The sequence below is a fragment of the Thalassorhabdus alkalitolerans genome (assembly GCF_042656525.1).
GTDB classification, from domain to species: Bacteria; Bacillota; Bacilli; order Bacillales; family Marinococcaceae; genus Thalassorhabdus; species Thalassorhabdus alkalitolerans.
Window position 1 is genome coordinate 504,545 of the sequence record NZ_JBHSOZ010000003.1, and the last position, 17,240, is coordinate 521,784.

Annotated in this window: 17 protein-coding genes; 2 read left to right on the top strand and 15 right to left on the bottom strand. The window is 42.8% G+C overall.

Going from position 1 to position 17,240, the window contains the following annotated elements; genetic code table 11:
* Window positions 1-41 precede the first annotated feature (41 nt).
* Window positions 42-3,617, bottom strand: coding sequence for a chromosome segregation protein SMC (gene smc, locus ACFPU1_RS05175; RefSeq protein ID WP_385939247.1), 3,576 nt, complete (start codon window positions 3,615-3,617; stop codon window positions 42-44).
* Between the two features lie 268 nt (window positions 3,618-3,885).
* On the opposite strand from smc, the gene ACFPU1_RS05180 reads away from it, so the two are divergent.
* Window positions 3,886-4,110 carry a DUF1128 domain-containing protein gene (locus ACFPU1_RS05180; RefSeq protein WP_385939249.1) on the top strand — a complete coding sequence of 75 codons (225 nt, stop codon included), beginning with the start codon at window positions 3,886-3,888 and terminating at the stop codon, window positions 4,108-4,110.
* 112 nt (window positions 4,111-4,222) lie between these two features.
* On the opposite strand, the gene rnc is transcribed toward ACFPU1_RS05180, so the two are convergent.
* From rnc to ACFPU1_RS05240, 12 genes are all read right to left on the bottom strand, one after another.
* Window positions 4,223-4,996, bottom strand: a complete 774-nt coding sequence (gene rnc, locus ACFPU1_RS05185; protein WP_385939251.1) for a ribonuclease III — start codon at window positions 4,994-4,996, stop codon at window positions 4,223-4,225.
* 128 nt (window positions 4,997-5,124) lie between these two features.
* Window positions 5,125-5,364 carry an acyl carrier protein gene (gene acpP / locus ACFPU1_RS05190; RefSeq protein ID WP_100399375.1) on the bottom strand — a complete coding sequence of 80 codons (240 nt, stop codon included), beginning with the start codon at window positions 5,362-5,364 and terminating at the stop codon, window positions 5,125-5,127.
* A gap of 131 nt (window positions 5,365-5,495) precedes the next feature.
* Window positions 5,496-6,239: a 3-oxoacyl-[acyl-carrier-protein] reductase gene (gene fabG / locus ACFPU1_RS05195; protein WP_385939253.1), complete on the bottom strand. Its 744-nt coding sequence runs from the start codon at window positions 6,237-6,239 to the stop codon at window positions 5,496-5,498.
* Between the two features lie 3 nt (window positions 6,240-6,242).
* A complete protein-coding gene (gene fabD / locus ACFPU1_RS05200; protein WP_385939255.1) occupies window positions 6,243-7,187 on the bottom strand; it encodes an ACP S-malonyltransferase in 945 nt (314 codons plus the stop codon).
* On the bottom strand, window positions 7,187-8,191 hold the full coding sequence (plsX, locus tag ACFPU1_RS05205) for a phosphate acyltransferase PlsX (RefSeq protein ID WP_054635287.1): 1,005 nt from the start codon (window positions 8,189-8,191) through the stop codon (window positions 7,187-7,189). Before plsX ends, fabD begins: the two co-directional genes overlap by 1 nt.
* Window positions 8,192-8,776 carry a transcription factor FapR gene (gene fapR / locus ACFPU1_RS05210; RefSeq protein WP_054635286.1) on the bottom strand — a complete coding sequence of 195 codons (585 nt, stop codon included), beginning with the start codon at window positions 8,774-8,776 and terminating at the stop codon, window positions 8,192-8,194.
* An 80-nt stretch (window positions 8,777-8,856) separates the two neighbouring features.
* Window positions 8,857-10,902 carry an ATP-dependent DNA helicase RecG gene (recG, locus tag ACFPU1_RS05215; RefSeq protein WP_385939258.1) on the bottom strand — a complete coding sequence of 682 codons (2,046 nt, stop codon included), beginning with the start codon at window positions 10,900-10,902 and terminating at the stop codon, window positions 8,857-8,859.
* Entirely contained in the window at window positions 10,899-11,786 is an 888-nt protein-coding gene (sdaAA, locus tag ACFPU1_RS05220) for an L-serine ammonia-lyase, iron-sulfur-dependent, subunit alpha (protein WP_054635285.1), read from the bottom strand. Before sdaAA ends, recG begins: the two co-directional genes overlap by 4 nt.
* 13 nt (window positions 11,787-11,799) lie before the next feature.
* A complete protein-coding gene (sdaAB, locus tag ACFPU1_RS05225) occupies window positions 11,800-12,462 on the bottom strand; it encodes an L-serine ammonia-lyase, iron-sulfur-dependent subunit beta (protein WP_054635417.1) in 663 nt (220 codons plus the stop codon).
* A 127-nt stretch (window positions 12,463-12,589) separates the two neighbouring features.
* Window positions 12,590-13,453, bottom strand: coding sequence for a DegV family protein (locus ACFPU1_RS05230; protein WP_385939260.1), 864 nt, complete (start codon window positions 13,451-13,453; stop codon window positions 12,590-12,592).
* A gap of 34 nt (window positions 13,454-13,487) precedes the next feature.
* Complete coding sequence (locus ACFPU1_RS05235) at window positions 13,488-15,188, bottom strand: DAK2 domain-containing protein (protein ID WP_385939262.1); 1,701 nt, start codon at window positions 15,186-15,188, stop codon at window positions 13,488-13,490.
* A gap of 25 nt (window positions 15,189-15,213) precedes the next feature.
* Window positions 15,214-15,576, bottom strand: coding sequence for an Asp23/Gls24 family envelope stress response protein (locus ACFPU1_RS05240; RefSeq protein ID WP_054635284.1), 363 nt, complete (start codon window positions 15,574-15,576; stop codon window positions 15,214-15,216).
* 224 nt (window positions 15,577-15,800) lie between these two features.
* Between ACFPU1_RS05240 and rpmB the strand changes: the two genes are divergently transcribed.
* A complete protein-coding gene (rpmB, locus tag ACFPU1_RS05245) occupies window positions 15,801-15,989 on the top strand; it encodes a 50S ribosomal protein L28 (protein ID WP_054635283.1) in 189 nt (62 codons plus the stop codon).
* 167 nt (window positions 15,990-16,156) lie between these two features.
* Here rpmB and spoVM read toward each other — a convergent pair whose 3' ends face one another.
* Both spoVM and rpe read right to left on the bottom strand, forming a co-directional pair.
* Complete coding sequence (spoVM, locus tag ACFPU1_RS05250) at window positions 16,157-16,237, bottom strand: stage V sporulation protein SpoVM (protein WP_054635282.1); 81 nt, start codon at window positions 16,235-16,237, stop codon at window positions 16,157-16,159.
* A 355-nt stretch (window positions 16,238-16,592) separates the two neighbouring features.
* On the bottom strand, window positions 16,593-17,237 hold the full coding sequence (gene rpe / locus ACFPU1_RS05255; RefSeq protein WP_385939265.1) for a ribulose-phosphate 3-epimerase: 645 nt from the start codon (window positions 17,235-17,237) through the stop codon (window positions 16,593-16,595).
* Window positions 17,238-17,240 lie beyond the last annotated feature (3 nt).

Here is a 17,240-nt window from a genome sequence, read left to right on the forward strand (position 1 = left end):
CTAATTATCTGATTTTGTTGGTTTGTTTTTATTAAGAGGAATCAGCTGTGTACTGGCTCGATCAGCTGGTCAGCCTGCTCCAGTTTCACAGATACCATCTTGGAAACACCTGATTCTTCCATGGTAATTCCATAAAGTACATCAGCTTCTTCCATGGTAGCTTTCCGGTGGGTAACAACAATAAACTGAGTTCCCTCACTGAATGTTTTAAGATACTGAGAAAACCTTGCCACGTTTGCCTCGTCAAGGGCTGCTTCTACTTCGTCAAGCACACAAAAAGGCACAGGCTTCACTTTAAGAATCGAAAAGAGAAGGGCAATCGCTGTCAGCGCCTTCTCCCCACCTGACAGCAGTGTCAGGTGCTGGAGCTTCTTTCCCGGAGGTCTGGCGATGATATCTATCCCAGTCTCTAACAAATCCTCTGGCTGTGTAAGCACAAGGTCTGCTTCGCCTCCGCCAAACAATTCACAAAAGGTTTCCTTAAAATTTTTCTGGATCGCCTGAAATGTCTCCTGGAATCTCCTTCTCATCTCCTCGTCCATTTCTTGGATCACACTGCTCAGCGTATCCTTGGCTGACATTAAGTCCTCACGCTGCTCAGTCAAGAATTCAAATCGTTCACTGATTCGTTCGAACTCTTCAATCGCACCAAGGTTTACGTTTCCCAGTTCCTCAATTCCAAGCTTAATTAAATTCACTTGTTCCCTGGCTTTCTCCATTGAAAGTTTCAGTTCATAATCACGGCTTGCTTTCTCGAAGCTGATTTCATATTCTTGCTGCAGCCGGGTAAGACGATGATCAAGCTGAACATCCAAACGATTCATCTCTACTTGCTTTTCATGTCTCACCCCAGAAAGGCGCTTTACCTCACGCTGGTTGACCCGCAAAGATTCCTCCAGTTCCTGAACTTGTTCGTAACTCTCTTTTCTCTCGGCCTGAAGTGCGGAAACATGATTCGTTATCTCTTTTTTTCGCATTTTAGTCTCATCAATATCCTGATTAATATCACCGGAGCCGCTGCTCATGGCTTGAAGCCTTTCATTAATAAAAGCCAGCTCTTCTTGTACCTTTTGTACGGAGGTATTTGTTTCTTCTTCTTCCTCCCTCAGTTCTTTTATCTTCTGCTTTTGGTAAGTAATCTTTTCCCTATGAGAAGCCAGATTAACTTTCAGCTCTGTCAATCGTTCTTTTAAAAGATCCGCAGACGATTCTTTTTCTTTTTGCTTATGTTCTTTTTCAGCAATATCTTTTTCGAGACGTGCCAAAAGATCAGCTACCTCTATTTCTTTAGTTTGCAAAGTACCTTCTCGTGTTTCAAGAGTTCTTTTTTCCTCTTTAACTGACTTCGACTCCCGATCATAAAGAGACAGTCTAGAATCAAATCGGTGAGCTTCTCCCTCTATTCTAGCTCTTTTGTCTCTTGCCTCTTGAAGAATCGTTCGTTTTTCTTCCATTTCCTTTTGAGTATTAATCAGCTTTTCGTTTTTCTCTTTAAGTTTTTTCTTTATTTCCTTGACAGTCTGCTCAGCCTTTTCCGTTTTTTTCTCCATATCAGAAAGCTTGGAGCGGAGCTCTTCTAATTCTCGCTGCCTTCCTAGCAGCCTGGCGCTGTTCTTGTTCACGCTTCCGCCTGTCATAGAACCTCCAGGATTGACTATATCTCCATCAAGAGTGACGATTCGGACACGGTAGCCGGTTTTCTTAGCCATTTGGTTGGCATCCTCAAGTGTTTCAGCAATCACAACCTGGCCAAGTAGCGACTGAATTACCTTTTTATATTCTGAATTTGTGTCGATCAAATCGGCTCCTATGCCAATAAAACCTGCATTCTGTGAAACTTTCCCCAATAGTTCACTGGATAAATATCTCCCTTGGATAGCAGAAAGGGGAAGAAATGTAGCCCGGCCTTGACGAGAGGACTTCAGAAACTCGATCGCTTGTCTGGCATGGCTCTCTTCTTTCACTACGATATGCTGAAGAGACGCTCCCAGCGCAATCTCGACAGCCGTTTCATATGGTTTAGGAACTTGAATGAGTTCGGCGACGGCTCCTTCAATTCCTGAAAGTTTCCTTCCACGCTCTTTTAACACAGATTTTACCCCTTGGTAAAAGCCGGAAAAATCTGTTTCCATTTCCTCAAGGACTTTTTTTCTCGACCTTGTCTCCTGAATATAGCGGTAGGCCTTAAACAATTGTCCTTCTTTTTCCTCAGCTTTTTCTTCAAGTATGGCCTGTTCCTCAGTCAGTTCCCGAAACGTTTCCGTTAACGATTGTACCACTTTTAGTGCCTTTTCTTCTTCAAGCTGCGCTTCTACCTTTACCTTGTTAAAGGAATCTCTTTCTTGCAAAAAGTCTTCGTTTTCTTTGCTCAAGCGAGTTAATCTGCTTTTCAGAAGTTCTTTTTGTTCAGCTACATAGCGTTTTTCATTACGTAAAGCAGCTTGTTCATTGAGGAGCTCTATATACTCTGCTTTTGACTCTTCAAGTTCTTTTTCTATATCTCGCTCATTGAGCTGAAGCTGTGTTTCTGTTTCCTTCAGGTCAGCGGAAATTTTCTGCGTGGATCTCTGCCTTTTTTCAAGCTCTGTTTCCTCTTCCACGATTCGAGTCCGTAATGTTTCTGCTTTCTCTTGCTGTGACTGAAACCGTTCCTCTAATTCTTTTTTTCTATCCGTTATGTTTTTTCCTTTTTCTTTTAAAAGCTCTCTTCTTCCTTCTTCTTTTTCTAAGGCTTTGCTTACTGTTAATAGTTCTTCCTGCAGATCAGAAAGTTTTCCATCAAGCAACTGAATGGTTTCACGAGCCGACTTAACTTTTAATTCTCTATTAGCAGCAAGAGATGCAGCCTTCTCTTCTTTATCTTCTAATTTGGAAGCTTCCTGTTTAGCCTGCTCCCACTCTCTATGAAGCTCTTTAATTTCTTCTACCGTTAAAGCTACTTCAACTTTCTCGAGCTCTTCTTTTTTTGCAAGATAATCCTTGGCGATGGAAGCCTGAATTTCCATAGGCTCTCTTTGATATTCAAGCTCATGAAGAATATCTTCTACTCTATTTAAATTTTCTTCCGTTTCAGTCAGTTTCTTCTTAGCCTTTGTTTTTCTTTGTTTGTATTTTAATACTCCAGCTGCCTCTTCAAAGATTGAACGCCTTTCTTCAGGTTTACTTGAAAGAACTTCTTCTACTTTTCCTTGTCCTATAATAGAAAATGCCTCTTTCCCAAGTCCTGAATCCATAAACAAAGTAGTAATATCCTTTAGGCGGCATGGCTGGTTATTAATAAGATACTCACTGTCCCCAGATCTGAAGAGGCGTCGGGTAATGCTCACCTCACTGTAGTCTACATCTAAAAACTCGTCTTCATTATTTAAAACCAGAGTTACTTCCGCCATGTTTAAAGGCTTTCTCGTATCACTCCCGGCAAATATGATATCTTCCATTTTTGAACCACGAAGAGACCGGGCAGACTGTTCACCCAGCACCCAGCGGATTCCATCTGAAATGTTGCTTTTTCCACTTCCATTTGGTCCTACTACTGCAGTAACCCCTGAAACAAATTCAATGTTCATTTTTTCTGCAAAGGATTTAAATCCACTTACTTCTAACCGTTTGAGGAACATGAAATTTCCTCCTTTTTCTTTGTCTTAGCAATATTCATTGGTGTATTACATGGTGTCTGTTTCTTTGACAACCTATATATTTTACCATATCGAAGCTATTTTCAGAAGAAATGGCAAGAATCTAGAATGTTTTGCGTAATTCCTATGCAGCAATTACAATTAAAGACATGCCGGTTCATAATAAGCATAGCAGATAAGGTACGTAAACAAGCAGGAGTGGGCCGATTACACTGCCCCTCCACAAATCCTAAAAAGAAAGGGTGTTTTTATGAATTTAGAAACGAAAAATAAAGAAAACCTTGCTTTCATGATTAATGAAATCAGCAATAAACTCCAAGTGGTAAACACTGGAGCTTTTCAGCCTGAAAGCTTTGACATTGAGCAGTATAACGACATTAAAGACCTGTACGAAATGGTAACTGCCAAGGATAACATTAGTGTAAGTGAAATGGATGCCATAGTTTCCGAGCTTGGAAATTTAAAAAAGAACTAGGTTGCCCTTATCCTTTCAACTGAATGTCTCCATTTTGTATGCTGAAACCAGACATAGGTACTAAACAAAAGAAGGGTGTCCCCAAAATTAGACGTTGGGGACACCCTCCTTCTTACCTCTCGTTTTCTTCAGCCAGTTTCATTATGGCTTGCTGAGCAGCATGCTGCTCTGCTTCTTTCTTAGAGCGCCCTTGCCCTTTGCCAAGAACTCCTTCATTTAAATAAACCTGAGAAACAAATTCCCTGCTGTGTGCCGGTCCTTTCTCTTCAACAATTTCATAATGAAGTGTCCCCAGGCTGTCTCGCTGGACATGCTCTTGAAGCTGGCTTTTAAAATCCATCATATGAGAAAATGCACCCTGATTAATCTTAGGGTAGACTGTTTTGCTTAGAAAAGTGTACACCTTATCCATGCCGCTGTCTAAATAAAGAGCGCCGATAAAAGCTTCAAATACATCTGCCAGCAAGGCAGGCCTTCTGCGGCCCCCTGTCATTTCTTCCCCCTTGCCGAGGAGTACCAAATCACCAAATTGCAAGCCTTCTGCCAAATTTGCCAATGAGGCTTCACAAACAATCGCTGCTCGCAGCTTGGTCATCTCCCCCTCACTCATCGTTGGAAACCCTTTAAATAGATGCTGAGAGACCGCTAATTCCAACACCGCGTCACCAAGAAACTCCAGCCGTTCATTATCATTCACTGAGCGGATCCGATGCTCATTTACATAGGAGGAATGTGTAAACGCTTGTATTAAAAGTTTTTCATCTTGAAAAGAGAGGTCTAATTGTTGAAGCATATCTGTAAACTTAGCTTTATGGGCAGGTGATAAAGTAAGCTTTTTCTTGCCTTTTCTCTGTGGGCGCCTTTGCTGATGATTTGACTTTGACATCCTTTTACCTCCACACCATCATCATGTCTTCTTTCACTAAGCTGGCCTTTACGTTACTTAAAGGAACCAAAATAAAATGTAAAGGAAGTCCCATAGAGGGTCCATGGGACTATCCTTTTTCAATTATCCTATTGCTGATTTTCTATGTAGTTTACGACATCAGCAACTGTGGAAATTTTTTCAGCTTCTTCGTCGGAAATTTCAAGATCAAATTCATCTTCCAATTCCATGACAAGCTCCACTACATCAAGGGAGTCTGCTCCTAGATCATCTTTAAAGGTAGCTTCAAGCGTTACCTCGGATTCTTCCACTCCAAGACGATCAACCACAATACCGCGGACACGGTCAAGTGTTTCATTTTGAGCCATCTGTTTTCACCTCCTTTAAAGCGTCAGCTTCCATCCCGTCCTGTTTGACAAGGATCAAGAAGGAAAAGAGCTTTACCTCATGCAATTATAGGATATACTTCCTTAAAAAGCTAGGATGATTTGGGTTCCCCTTACGGCATAACCATCCCGCCATCAACATGAATGGTTTGCCCTGTAAGGTAATCTGCATCTGAAGAAGATAAAAAGCGAACGACGGCTGCAACTTCTTCAGGCTTACCAAGCTTACCAAGAGGAATTTGGTTTAGCAAATCGTTCTTCACCTCTTCGCCAAGCTCTTCAGTCATTTCCGTTTCAATAAAACCAGGGGCGACGGCGTTCACTTGAATATTGCGGCTGGCAAATTCCCTTGCCAGTGTTTTAGTCAAACCGATCACCCCGGCTTTCGCCGCTACGTAGTTAGCCTGTCCTGCGTTGCCAAGGACACCTACAACAGAAGAAATATTAATGATTTTTCCTGCACGCTGCTTCATCATTTGTCTCGCCACCGCTTTGGAGCATTGGAAAACACCTTTTAAGTTTGTATCCATTACTGCATCCCAGTCATCTTCTTTCAAACGCATGACGAGATTGTCCCTTGTGATTCCTGCATTGTTAACCAGGATGTCCAAGCGCCCAAATTGATCAACGGTTTCTTTAATCATTGCTTTGACATCTTGTTCATTGGATACGTCTGCTTGAATGGCAAATGAGCGTACTCCATATTCTTCACATTCTTTCACGACAGCCTCTGCTTTTTCCTTACTGCCGGCATAGTTCACACCGACATTGATTCCGTTTTTGGCCAATTCTAACGCAATTGCCCGGCCAATCCCTCTTGATGCCCCAGTAATAAGAGCAGATCTTTCTTCAGCCATTCTTTATTCCTCCTTCAGCTTTTTTAACGTTTTTTCCAGGGATTCCAAATCATTGACTGCATGCACCTCAAGCCCACGGCGCTGAATTCTGCGGACAAGTCCTGACAATACATTACCAGAACCTATTTCGATGAATGTAGTCACATCACGTTCTATTAAATTTTTTATGGTGTCTTCCCAAAGCACAGGAGAAGTCACCTGATCCACGAGGAGATCCCGAAGAGTCTCCCCGTTTGTTTCGGGCAGAGCCGTTACATTCGTCATTACAGGGACGCCGGCATCTTGAAAAGAAATGTCACTCAGCACCTCTCGAAGCTTGTCCTTGGCAGGCTCCATCAGTGTGGAATGGAAAGGTCCGCTTACTTCCAAAGGAATCGCTCGTTTCGCACCAGCCTCCTTCGCAAGATCAGATGCCGTCTCAACTCCTTTTCTCGAGCCTGAGATCACGATTTGACCTGGAGCATTTAAGTTGGCAAGCTCTGCAGTTTCGCCTTCTGCAGAAGCTTCTGCACAAACCCTTTCAAGTTCCGGCCGCTCCAGGCCCATTATGGCAGCCATTGCCCCTACACCGTCGGGAACAGCTTCCTCCATAAATAATCCTCTTTGTCTAACTGCATAAACTGCATCATCAAATGACAATACTCCTGCAGCCACAAGCGCTGAATATTCCCCAAGGCTGTGACCCGCTACAAAATCCGGAGACAGGTCCTTTTCCTTCACTGTTTCTAACAGTGCTGCACTTGCAGTAAGAAGGGCAGGCTGGGCATGCTCTGTTTTCTTCAGGACTTCTTTAGGACCGTTAAACATATATCCTGATAGGGAATACTCCAGCCTCTCGTCAGCTTTTTTAATAACAGAGCTTGCTTTTTCATGCTGTTCAAACACATTTTGAGCCATTCCTACTTCCTGTGAGCCCTGACCTGGAAAAATAAATGCAATCTTAGACATTATTCATTCACCCTCACTGAATTTGTGTCTTTAATTTCCTTTTGGATAACGCTTGCCACGTCTTCTTCAACCATTTGTTTTGCCTGACGGATCGCATGAAATATTGCAGTATGGTCAGAAGATCCATGGGCTTTTATGACAGGAGCTTTCAAACCAAATAACCCGGCTCCTCCGTACTGTGAATAACTCAGCTGTTCTTTGACATTCTTTAAACCAGGTTTTAAGACTCCTGCCGCCATTTTATTTTTTAAGGAGGAAGTAAGCTCTTTTTTCAGCAAGGAAAACAAGGCTCCCGCAGTTCCTTCTATCGTTTTCAAAACCAGGTTACCTGAAAATCCATCACAAACGACCACATCACACACACCGTCCATGACGTCGCGAGCTTCTACATTTCCGATGAAGTTAATTGGAGCATGTTGAAGCAGTGCATACGACTGTTTCGTCAATTCATTTCCTTTTCCAGATTCAGTCCCGATATTTAATAAACCAACCCTTGGGAGTTTAACTTTTTTGACCATTTCCATGTATGTGCTGCCCATAAGGGCGTTTTGGTACAAATGGTCCGCCTTGGCATCCACATTCGCCCCTACGTCAAGAAGTAAAAAGCCGTTTCCATCTAAGGTGGGAAGCATAGGAGCTAAAGCAGGACGTTCAATGCCCGGGATCCTTCCTACATGAAGCAACCCTGCAGTCATTAAGGCTCCTGTATTTCCTGAAGAAATACATGCGTCAGCCCGTCCTTCCTTTACTTCCTTAACAGCAAGGACCATGGAGGAATCTTTTTTCCGACGTACTGCCCTTGTCGGGGAGTCCTCATCTTCAATCTTTTCCACAGTATGTATAATCGAAATTTTTTTATGAGGCTTTAAGTGATCAAGTATTTCTGCTTCATTGCCAACTAAGATAACTTCTAAATCATGGTACGAGGTGACAGCAGCAAGTGCACCTGCGACTTGAGCCTTAGGAGCATGATCGCCGCCCATGACGTCTATAGCAATTTTCATTTATACCTTCTCTCCTTCTCCTGAGGTTTCCTTTCCTGATGAACGAAACATAATAAATTCTCCAGAGAATACCAATTCCTGGTTCACGTTACTATTTACTTCCACAATTGTCCGTACCTGGTCATTTTTCTTCACCTGGGCTTTAGCAACTACTCTTTCTCCTGCTGAAACCTGCCGTGTAAATTTTACATTTGCTTTGGCTGTTAAGGCTAATTCATCATTAATAATCGCTACCGCCAGGGAATTGGCCTGGGCAAAAAGGTGGTGCCCCCTTGCAATGCCTGTACGTTCAAAAACATGGTCTTTTTTTATATCTAAAATAGAAATAGCATACTCATCAAGCTGCAAATCTACTATTTCGCCTATTACTTCCTCTAATTGAAGGGCGCGTACATCGTCAAGCTGCTTTCTTGCGACGTGTTTTATTCTTTCTCTATGCTCTGGTATAGAAAGCTCTAATCTATCTAAGCGGATCGTTTGTACACTTACATGAAACTTCTTTGCTAATGACTCGTCTGTAATAAATGGATCGTCTTTAATCGTTTGAATGACAAGCTCCTGCCGCTCTTTCTTGGATAATTTCATGGTCTTTACACCATCCACTTCTATGACTAGGTACTAAGAGCAGTATATAACCCTTACGTTTTAATTGCAAACAATTCTATCTAGTCAAGCTTTTCGCCATCCAGCACTCCTTCTTGTTCCAGAAATAAACGCAGAGGAGAAAACTGTTCTTCTTTCCAAAATTCATTGCTATTGACCAGTTTGGCCGCATCATTTCTGGCCACTTCCAATGCCCTGTAATCATGAACCACATCAGCCATCTTAAATTCGGGCATGCCGCTTTGTTTCTGGCCAAAGAAATCGCCAGGACCCCGAAGCTTTAAATCTTCTTCCGAGAGAACAAAGCCATCATTAGTTTCAGTCATAATCCTCATTCTTTCTTTGCCTGTCTCAGATTTCGGGTCAGCAATTAGAATACAATAGGACTGATGCTCCCCTCGGCCGACACGGCCACGCAGCTGATGAAGCTGGGCCAGGCCAAACCTTTCGGCATCATAGATAACCATCATCGTCGCATTAGGAACATTCACTCCTACCTCCACAACGGTAGTAGAAACAAGGATTTGAATCTCATTTCTATCAAATCCAGCCATTACTTCTTCTTTTTCTTCATTGGAAAGCCTTCCATGAAGGAGCCCAACCTCATATCCCTGGTAAAAGTCTTTAAGCATTCCGTGGACTTCAATGACATTTTGCACATCCAGCTTATCTGATTCTTCAATAAGAGGACAGATAACGTACGCCTGCCTTCCTTGATCTACTTCTTTCTGAACAAACCCGAGAACGCGCTCAAGCATATGAGGCTTAGCCCAGTACGTTTCAATCGGCTTTCTCCCTGCAGGCATTTCATCAATGACAGAGACGTCCATATCCCCGTATACAGAAATAGCCAGAGTTCTCGGGATAGGGGTAGCGGTCATAAAAAGGACATCTGGTGTCTTGCCTTTTTCCTTTAATGCCCGGCGCTGCATGACGCCAAATCTATGCTGTTCGTCTGTTATGACAAGCCCCAGACTGCTAAATTCAACACCTTCTTGTATTAAGGCATGAGTTCCTATTACGATTTGGATTTCCTTGCTTTTTAAAGCCTCATTGATTTCTCTTCTTGATTTAGTTTTCGTTGACCCTGTTAAAAGTGCTATAGACAGCCCAGCAGGCTCCAACAGCTCCTGCAAGGAGCGATAATGCTGTTCGGCCAATATTTCAGTCGGAACCATTAATGCAGACTGGTAACCAGACAAAAAGGCGGTAAACATGGCTATAGCAGCCACCACCGTTTTTCCGGACCCCACGTCTCCTTGAAGAAGGCGATTCATTGAATACGGAGATTGGAGATCCTCAAGTATCTCTGCTGTCACTCGGTTTTGAGCGCCTGTTAACGGAAAGGGAAGCTTATTAATAAACTCGTCTACTTCCTTTTGTTCAAAGGTATGGACAATCCCTTCCCTGGCCATTCGCTGTATTCTCTTGAACATTTGCATTTTCAGTTGAAAGAGGAGAAATTCTTCATAAATAATTCTTCTTCTTGCATGCTTTAACGCTTCTCTATCTTTAGGATGGTGAATATGAAAAAGTGTATTTTTTTTGGAAGGCAGTTTATAGCGATCAAGAAATAATGGCGGCAGATTATCTTCGATCAGATCTCCAAACTGGCGATAGGCTGTGCGAATAAATCCGCGAAGCTGCTTTACTGTAACTTTACCTCCAACAGAATATACAGGCTCAAGGGATGCATCAGATGCCTGAGAGCCCTTTTTATAGTCCTGCACAGTCATTTGCAGGCGGTTTTTGTCAATCTTACCTGTGATCGTGAGCTCATCTCCATTTTTTATTTGCTGTTTCACAAAAGGACGATTGAAAAATACCGCTTTCACTAACACACCATTGGTCAGCACCCTCACAGTGACCCGGGACTTTTTCCTCCCAAAATACTGAACAGAAGGTTCGCTTTGCACTACTCCTTGAATTGTGCCTCTTTCATCATGCTCAAGCTCTGTGACATCTTTTACTACATAATCTTCGTATCGATACGGGTAATATTCCAAAAGATCGTTGACAGAGTGAATATGGAGAGCGTTTAATTCTTTTTCTTTTTCTTCTCCGATTCCTTTCACCTTAGAAACGGGAAGACTTGGTAAGCCGGTCATTTCTTATCAAGGGCGATACCGAATATTTTTGTTTCCCACTCTCGCCCTGTCGGTGTTGCCGCCAGTCCGCCCTGTGCGGTTTCACGAAGTGCTGAAGGCATGACCTGTCCGATTTTATACATTGCCTCAATCACTTCATCGCAAGGAATACGGCTCTCTATTCCCGCTAAAGCCATATCGGCAGCCATTAATGCAACCGCTGTCCCCGCAGCATTTCTTTTTACGCAAGGAACCTCTACAAGACCAGCGACCGGATCACATACCAGACCTAATAAATTTTTTAACGTCATCGCCATCGCTTCTGCACATTGGGAGGGAGAACCCCCGGCAAGCTCCACGGCCGCGGCCGCTGCCATGCCTGCTGCCGATCCTACCTCAGCCTGACACCCTCCTTCAGCTCCTGATATGGAAGCATTATTTGCTACCACCATTCCAAAAGCGCCTGCCGTTAACAAAAATCTCACTTTATCCTCTTTTGAAGCATTATATTTCCCGCTAAGAGCAAACATTGTCCCAGGAACCACTCCAGCCGAACCTGCTGTCGGTGTTGCACAAATGGTTCCCATTGCGGCGTTTACTTCATTTGTTGCCATCGCTTTACTTACAGCATCAAGTAAAAGGGGGCCTGAGAGTGTCTCATGATCAGCCATATAGGTCTGAAGCTTAACCGCATCTCCACCGGTCAAACCAGATACAGAGGTAACAGACTCCTTAATTCCCCGCTCGACAGCCTTTTCCATAACCTCTACGTTTCTTTCCATGTCTTTAAAAACTTGCTCCTTGGTCACTTTTTTAACCTCACACTCTTGTTCAAGCATCACTTGTGATATTGGTATTTTTTTTGACTCTGCTGCTTCAACAAGCTCAGCTGCATTTCTAAACATCCTCTCACCCCTTTTAGTCATGTATTTTGGATACTTGTGTGACATACGTGATCTTTTCTATTTTACTTAGTAAAGACGGTGTAATATCCTGATCTACCTCCAGCACCATAAGTGCTTGTTCGCCTTTTTCTTTACGGGAGACTTCCATATGCCCAATATTGATCTTTTCTTTTGCCAGCTTTTCCGAAACGTTTGCAATCACTCCAAAATGGTCCTTATGAATGACAAGAATGGCTGGCTGTGTACCAGAAAGGCGAAGCTCAAAGCCATTTAATTCTGTAATTTCCACTTTGCCGCCTCCTATGGAAATGCCCACGAGTTCAATTTCTTTCTCCTTCGCAGCTAAACGAATTCTTACAGTATTGGGATGATCTGTGATGGTTTCTTCCACAAAAAAACGAACAGTAACTCCTTGCTCTTTTGCCAGAGTCAATGATTGGGGAAGCCTTTCATCAAAGGTATCAAAGTCAAGCACGCCGCCTACGACAGCCACATCCGTCCCGTGGCCTTTATAGGTTCTGGCAAACGATCCATAAAAAAATATATCTGCTTGTTCAGGCGTGCTGCCAAACAGGGTTCTAGCCATTCTGCCAATTCTTGCAGCTCCGGCTGTGTGAGAACTCGACGGACCAATCATTACAGGTCCAATAATATCAAAGACGCTTCTATACTTCACTTTATGCCCCCCTTTTCTTTTCCCTGCATTCAGCAATTTACTAATTCCATTACACCCGTTGTTCTTCCTTCTGGCCTAAGCGGGATAAAAAATATTCCTACCTGAGATTCAGGTAGGAATATACATATTACTCAGCCTTTGTTACAGCTATAGATACAGTGCCCGGCCCGACGTGAGAACCAATGACGGCTCCAATTTTTGTAATGACTTCACTTTTCACATCGAATTTTTCCTGAATTTGCACAGCTATTTCTTTTGCTGTTTCTTCAGCTACAGCATGAGAAATTCCAATATGAACAGGCGTATTCTTATACCCTTCTTCTATGGCAGAAAGGATCTTCGCTACAGCTTTCTTTTTTCCTCTGGCTTTATCATATGGGTATACTTGCCCTTCTTCATTCACACTCAAGATCGGCTTCATTTTAAGCAATGAGCCGATTAAGGCAGAAGCTTTTCCAATACGTCCGTTTTTTTGAAGATATTGAAGAGTATCCACCATGAAGTATACGTTCGTATCTTCAAGAAGCTCGTCCAGCTTCTTTTTACACTCCTCGAAACTGTGACCTTCCCTGGCATACTGAGCCAGCATGACTACAATGATCCCGAGGGAATAAGAAGCTTTTTTCGAATCTACTACTTCCACTTCTATCTTCTCGGCAACTTCACCTGCTGCAATTGTCGCTGCCTGATAAGTTCCGCTCATCTGGGAAGAAAGGTGGATAGAAAAGACCTGTGTTTCCTCTCCATTTCTTTCTCTTAGACGTTCAAATACGGTTTCAAACTCATAAGGTGTCGGCTGAGAAGTGGTGGGCACAGATTCATACTGCGGCAGCTTCTCATAAAACTGTTCTGGAGATAAATTTTCTCCGTCACGATAGGTTTCTTTTTGGTCAAACGTAACTTTTAAAGGAATGACGGTAATACCAAGCTCTTTCGTAAGGTGCTCGGGTATATCTGCAGTACTATCGGTTACAATTTGTATTTGTGACATAAAGGACCCCTTTCTGTACCTGTTTTGATGGGGCTTATTCTACTGCAATGATATAAGAATAAAGCGGCTGCTCCCCATTATGGACTTCTACTTCCACTTCATCATAATTTGCTTCGATGAACGTCGTGAGTTGTTCCGTAATTTCCTCATTGGCACCTTCACCTTGAATCAATGTCACAATCTCTGCGTCCTCATCAATAATTTCCTTTAACAGTGACTTCGTTACCTCGGCAATAGAAGAGCCAGATGAAACGATTTTCTTTTCAGCGATTCCCATAAAATCTCCTTCGCTGATTTCTTTCCCATCAATTGTCGTATCCCTTACTGCATACGTAACCTGCCCTGTAGTTACTTCACCAAGCGCCTCAGTCATTGCTTCCTTATTTTCTTCCGGTGAAAGCTCGCTGTTAAATACAAACAAGGAACTTAATCCCTGAGGTACTGATTTTGTCGGTATGCAAATGACATTTTTTTCGCTGACTTCAGCAGCCTGCTCTGCAGCCATGACAATATTTCCGTTATTGGGAAGGACGAAAATGTTTTCCGCATTTGTTTGCTCAATGGCTTTTACGATATCTTCTGTACTGGGATTCATCGTCTGCCCCCCAGGAATCACTACATCTGCTCCCAATCCTTTGAAAAGGTTTGCAATTCCCTCGCCCATTGAAACCGTGACAACCCCATATTCCGCAGTTTCTGTCTCTTGAGACGGCTCCGCTTTCTTTCCTTCTTCCGCAGCCACGTGAGGTTCTTCCTGTTCATGAAGAAGGGACGTATGCTGCTCTCTCATGTTTTCAATCTTAATGTTTACCAATGAACCATGTTTCTGAGCTAAAGAAAGCACTTCTCCAGGGTGTTCTGCATGAATATGTACTTTTACTAAATCCTCGTCGCTTACTACAAGCAGAGAATCACCGTGACGGCTTAACTCTTCCCGGAAATCTGTCTCATCAAACGGATGCTGCTCTAATTTCTCTTCTTCAAACCTCACCATAACTTCTGTACAATACCCAAACTCTATATCTTCCGTGTTCATATGAGATTGAGCACTCTGATGATGTTCCACTTTAACGAGCTCGTCCATAGCAGGTTGGTTCACTCTTTCGGCTGGAACTGATTTCCCTTCCAGATTGGCGAGCATTCCTTCATAAATATAGACTAATCCCTGTCCACCTGAATCAACCACCCCTACTTCCTTTAACACAGGAAGAAGTTCAGGGGTCCGCTGTAAAGAAGCATTGGCTTCCTTAATCACATCTACAAGCACATCATGGACAGATTGTTTTTTCTTTGCAGACTTCTTTGCAGATTTTGCTGCATCTTTTGCCACAGTAAGAATAGTTCCTTCTACAGGCTTCATTACAGCTTTATATGCTGTTTCAACACCGGTTTCAAACGCCTTTGCCAGCACAGGGCCATCTACTTCCTGCTGGCCCTCCAAACCTTTAGCAAAGCCACGGAAAAGCTGGGATAGTATGACCCCTGAGTTTCCTCTTGCTCCCATTAACAAGCCTTTGGAAAATGCCTTTGCAACTTCACTGGCAGCTTCCCCGGGAGATTGCTTTACCTCCTTTACGCCGGAAGTAATCGTTAAATTCATATTGGTGCCAGTGTCTCCATCTGGAACAGGAAAAACGTTAAGTGCGTCAACTTCTTTAACGTTTTGTCCTAATAAAGAAGCACCGTGGATAAACATCTCTCCAAGCTTCTTTCCGTCTATTGATCTTGCTGTCACAACAGTTCCTCCTTACGTTCTCCTGCTATGGATTAGTTACCCGGACTCCTTGAACGTAAACATTTACAGAGTCAACAGTTAATCCAAGCATTTGTTCAAGCTGGTACTTCACTTTTGTTTGTACATTATAGGCTACCTCAGAAATTTTCGTTCCATAGCTGACAATAATATACATGTCTATATGGATATCCTCTTCATCCTCTCGAATCACTACCCCACGGGAAAAATTCTCCTTCTTGATGAGGTCTGAGAACCCATCTTTTAACTGTTTTTGAGATGCCATACCAACGATACCGTAACAATCAATAGCAGCACCTCCTGCAATTGTTGCCACTACCTCTTTGGAAACGTCTATAGAACCTAGCTGTGAATTCATTTCAATAGTCATATCCATCCTCCTAAAGCAGTCTCAGTTTTTCAGCTACGGCTATTTTACTATACTCCACCATTTTTTAAAAGAAAATTCCTGCTGCCAAGGGGTTTTCCAAATAAATGGCTGTCAAGTATATTTCCTTGAAAAAAGAAATCTTCCTTATTGCATAGAAGTCATGCATGTGCTAAGATAATCAAGTATGATTGTTAGACAGTGGTAAGTACAAGGAGGTGCACGTCATGGCTCGTAAATGCTACGTGACGGGCAAGGGACCAAAATCTGGTCACAACCGTTCTCATGCAAACAATGCCACAAAGCGTCGTTGGGGAGCTAACGTTCAAAAAGTACGCATTTTGGTTGATGGTAAACCTAAGCGTGTTTACGTTTCTGCTCGCGCTTTGAAATCCGGCAAAGTAACTCGCGTTTAATGAAAACAAGCTTGTTTTGCAAGCTTTCTCGTTTACAGGATAAACGCAATGGATGAAACATGAATGAAGGAGAGCGTTCTGCTCTCATGTAAAAAAGCACCTCATTTACGCAGGTGCTTTTTTACATGGATTTAAAAGAGTGAATGCTTCTTTTCTCTCTTACTCCTTTACCCCTTTTTTAATGAATTGAGTACGGCCTTCACTACTCCGCCCAAAAACTTTGGCAATTTAATTGTGTAAAACTTCATTATTAGTCACTCCTCCTCTGAACCTGAATGGCCGTCATCATAAAGATGAGAATAAGTCCTCAAGAGAGATTCTTTTATATGTATATTCAGCCCCCTTGAAAAAGTACATCTTTTTTTCCGACAGACGAGAAGGCATAAGCTCTTCAAACCCTTGGCCCCAATACTTTTTAATCCCTATTTCCCTTGCAAAGGATAAGCCTTTTACAGGCAGCGAAAGCTTTTGATTTGCAAATAATACCGTGAACTCAGCCTCTTTATTGGAGTGATTTACAGGAGACAAATAATAAGAGGGCGTACCAAAAGTCTCGCTCTTGATACACCCTCTTTCATCACTTTCCTGCTTCTTTTTTTGTCTCTATCCTCGAATAGCTGCGATGGCAGCCTTACGATCTTCCTCCTTATAAATCGCAGAACCGGCTACTAATACGTTCGCTCCTGCTTCTCGGCAAAGCCTGGCAGTCTCTTTATTTACCCCGCCGTCTACTTCAATCTCAACAGAATGATCTACCTGCTCTGTCATTTTTCTAACCTCTCTGATTTTCGGGAGGACACTGTGAATAAAAGACTGGCCTCCAAACCCTGGGTTCACTGTCATTAAGAGAACGAGATCTACGTCCTCTACCACATGTTTAATGACTTCTACTGGTGTGGCAGGGTTCAGGACCACTCCTGCCTTCACTCCTTTTTCTTTTATCGCATGAATGGTCCTGTGAAGGTGCGTGCACGCTTCCGCATGGACAGATAAAATATCTGCTCCTGCTTTTACAAAGTCATCTACATATTTATCAGGGTCGGCAATCATAAGATGGACGTCTAAAGGAAGATCAGTGTGCGGGCGGACAGCTTCCACAATCATTGGACCTATCGTAATGTTTGGAACAAAATGACCATCCATTACATCAATATGAATGTAGTCTGCCCCCCCTTTATCCACCTCAATAATGTCTTCTTTTAAAGAAGCAAAATCTGCTGATAAAATGGATGGAGAAATTTTCGTCATTGG

What these genes read in the sequence shown, in the direction of transcription:
- smc (WP_385939247.1), bottom strand. Translation starts at nt 3,617, where the DNA reads ATGTTCCTCAAACGGTTAGAAGTAAGTGGATTTAAATCCTTTGCAGAA.
- ACFPU1_RS05180 (WP_385939249.1), top strand. Translation starts at nt 3,886, where the DNA reads ATGAATTTAGAAACGAAAAATAAAGAAAACCTTGCTTTCATGATTAAT.
- rnc (WP_385939251.1), bottom strand. Translation starts at nt 4,996, where the DNA reads ATGTCAAAGTCAAATCATCAGCAAAGGCGCCCACAGAGAAAAGGCAAG.
- acpP (WP_100399375.1), bottom strand. Translation starts at nt 5,364, where the DNA reads ATGGCTCAAAATGAAACACTTGACCGTGTCCGCGGTATTGTGGTTGAT.
- fabG (WP_385939253.1), bottom strand. Translation starts at nt 6,239, where the DNA reads ATGGCTGAAGAAAGATCTGCTCTTATTACTGGGGCATCAAGAGGGATT.
- fabD (WP_385939255.1), bottom strand. Translation starts at nt 7,187, where the DNA reads ATGTCTAAGATTGCATTTATTTTTCCAGGTCAGGGCTCACAGGAAGTA.
- plsX (WP_054635287.1), bottom strand. Translation starts at nt 8,191, where the DNA reads ATGAAAATTGCTATAGACGTCATGGGCGGCGATCATGCTCCTAAGGCT.
- fapR (WP_054635286.1), bottom strand. Translation starts at nt 8,776, where the DNA reads ATGAAATTATCCAAGAAAGAGCGGCAGGAGCTTGTCATTCAAACGATT.
- recG (WP_385939258.1), bottom strand. Translation starts at nt 10,902, where the DNA reads ATGACCGGCTTACCAAGTCTTCCCGTTTCTAAGGTGAAAGGAATCGGA.
- sdaAA (WP_054635285.1), bottom strand. Translation starts at nt 11,786, where the DNA reads ATGTTTAGAAATGCAGCTGAGCTTGTTGAAGCAGCAGAGTCAAAAAAA.
- ACFPU1_RS05230 (WP_385939260.1), bottom strand. Translation starts at nt 13,453, where the DNA reads ATGTCACAAATACAAATTGTAACCGATAGTACTGCAGATATACCCGAG.
- ACFPU1_RS05240 (WP_054635284.1), bottom strand. Translation starts at nt 15,576, where the DNA reads ATGACTATTGAAATGAATTCACAGCTAGGTTCTATAGACGTTTCCAAA.
- rpmB (WP_054635283.1), top strand. Translation starts at nt 15,801, where the DNA reads ATGGCTCGTAAATGCTACGTGACGGGCAAGGGACCAAAATCTGGTCAC.
- spoVM (WP_054635282.1), bottom strand. Translation starts at nt 16,237, where the DNA reads ATGAAGTTTTACACAATTAAATTGCCAAAGTTTTTGGGCGGAGTAGTG.
- rpe (WP_385939265.1), bottom strand. Translation starts at nt 17,237, where the DNA reads ATGACGAAAATTTCTCCATCCATTTTATCAGCAGATTTTGCTTCTTTA.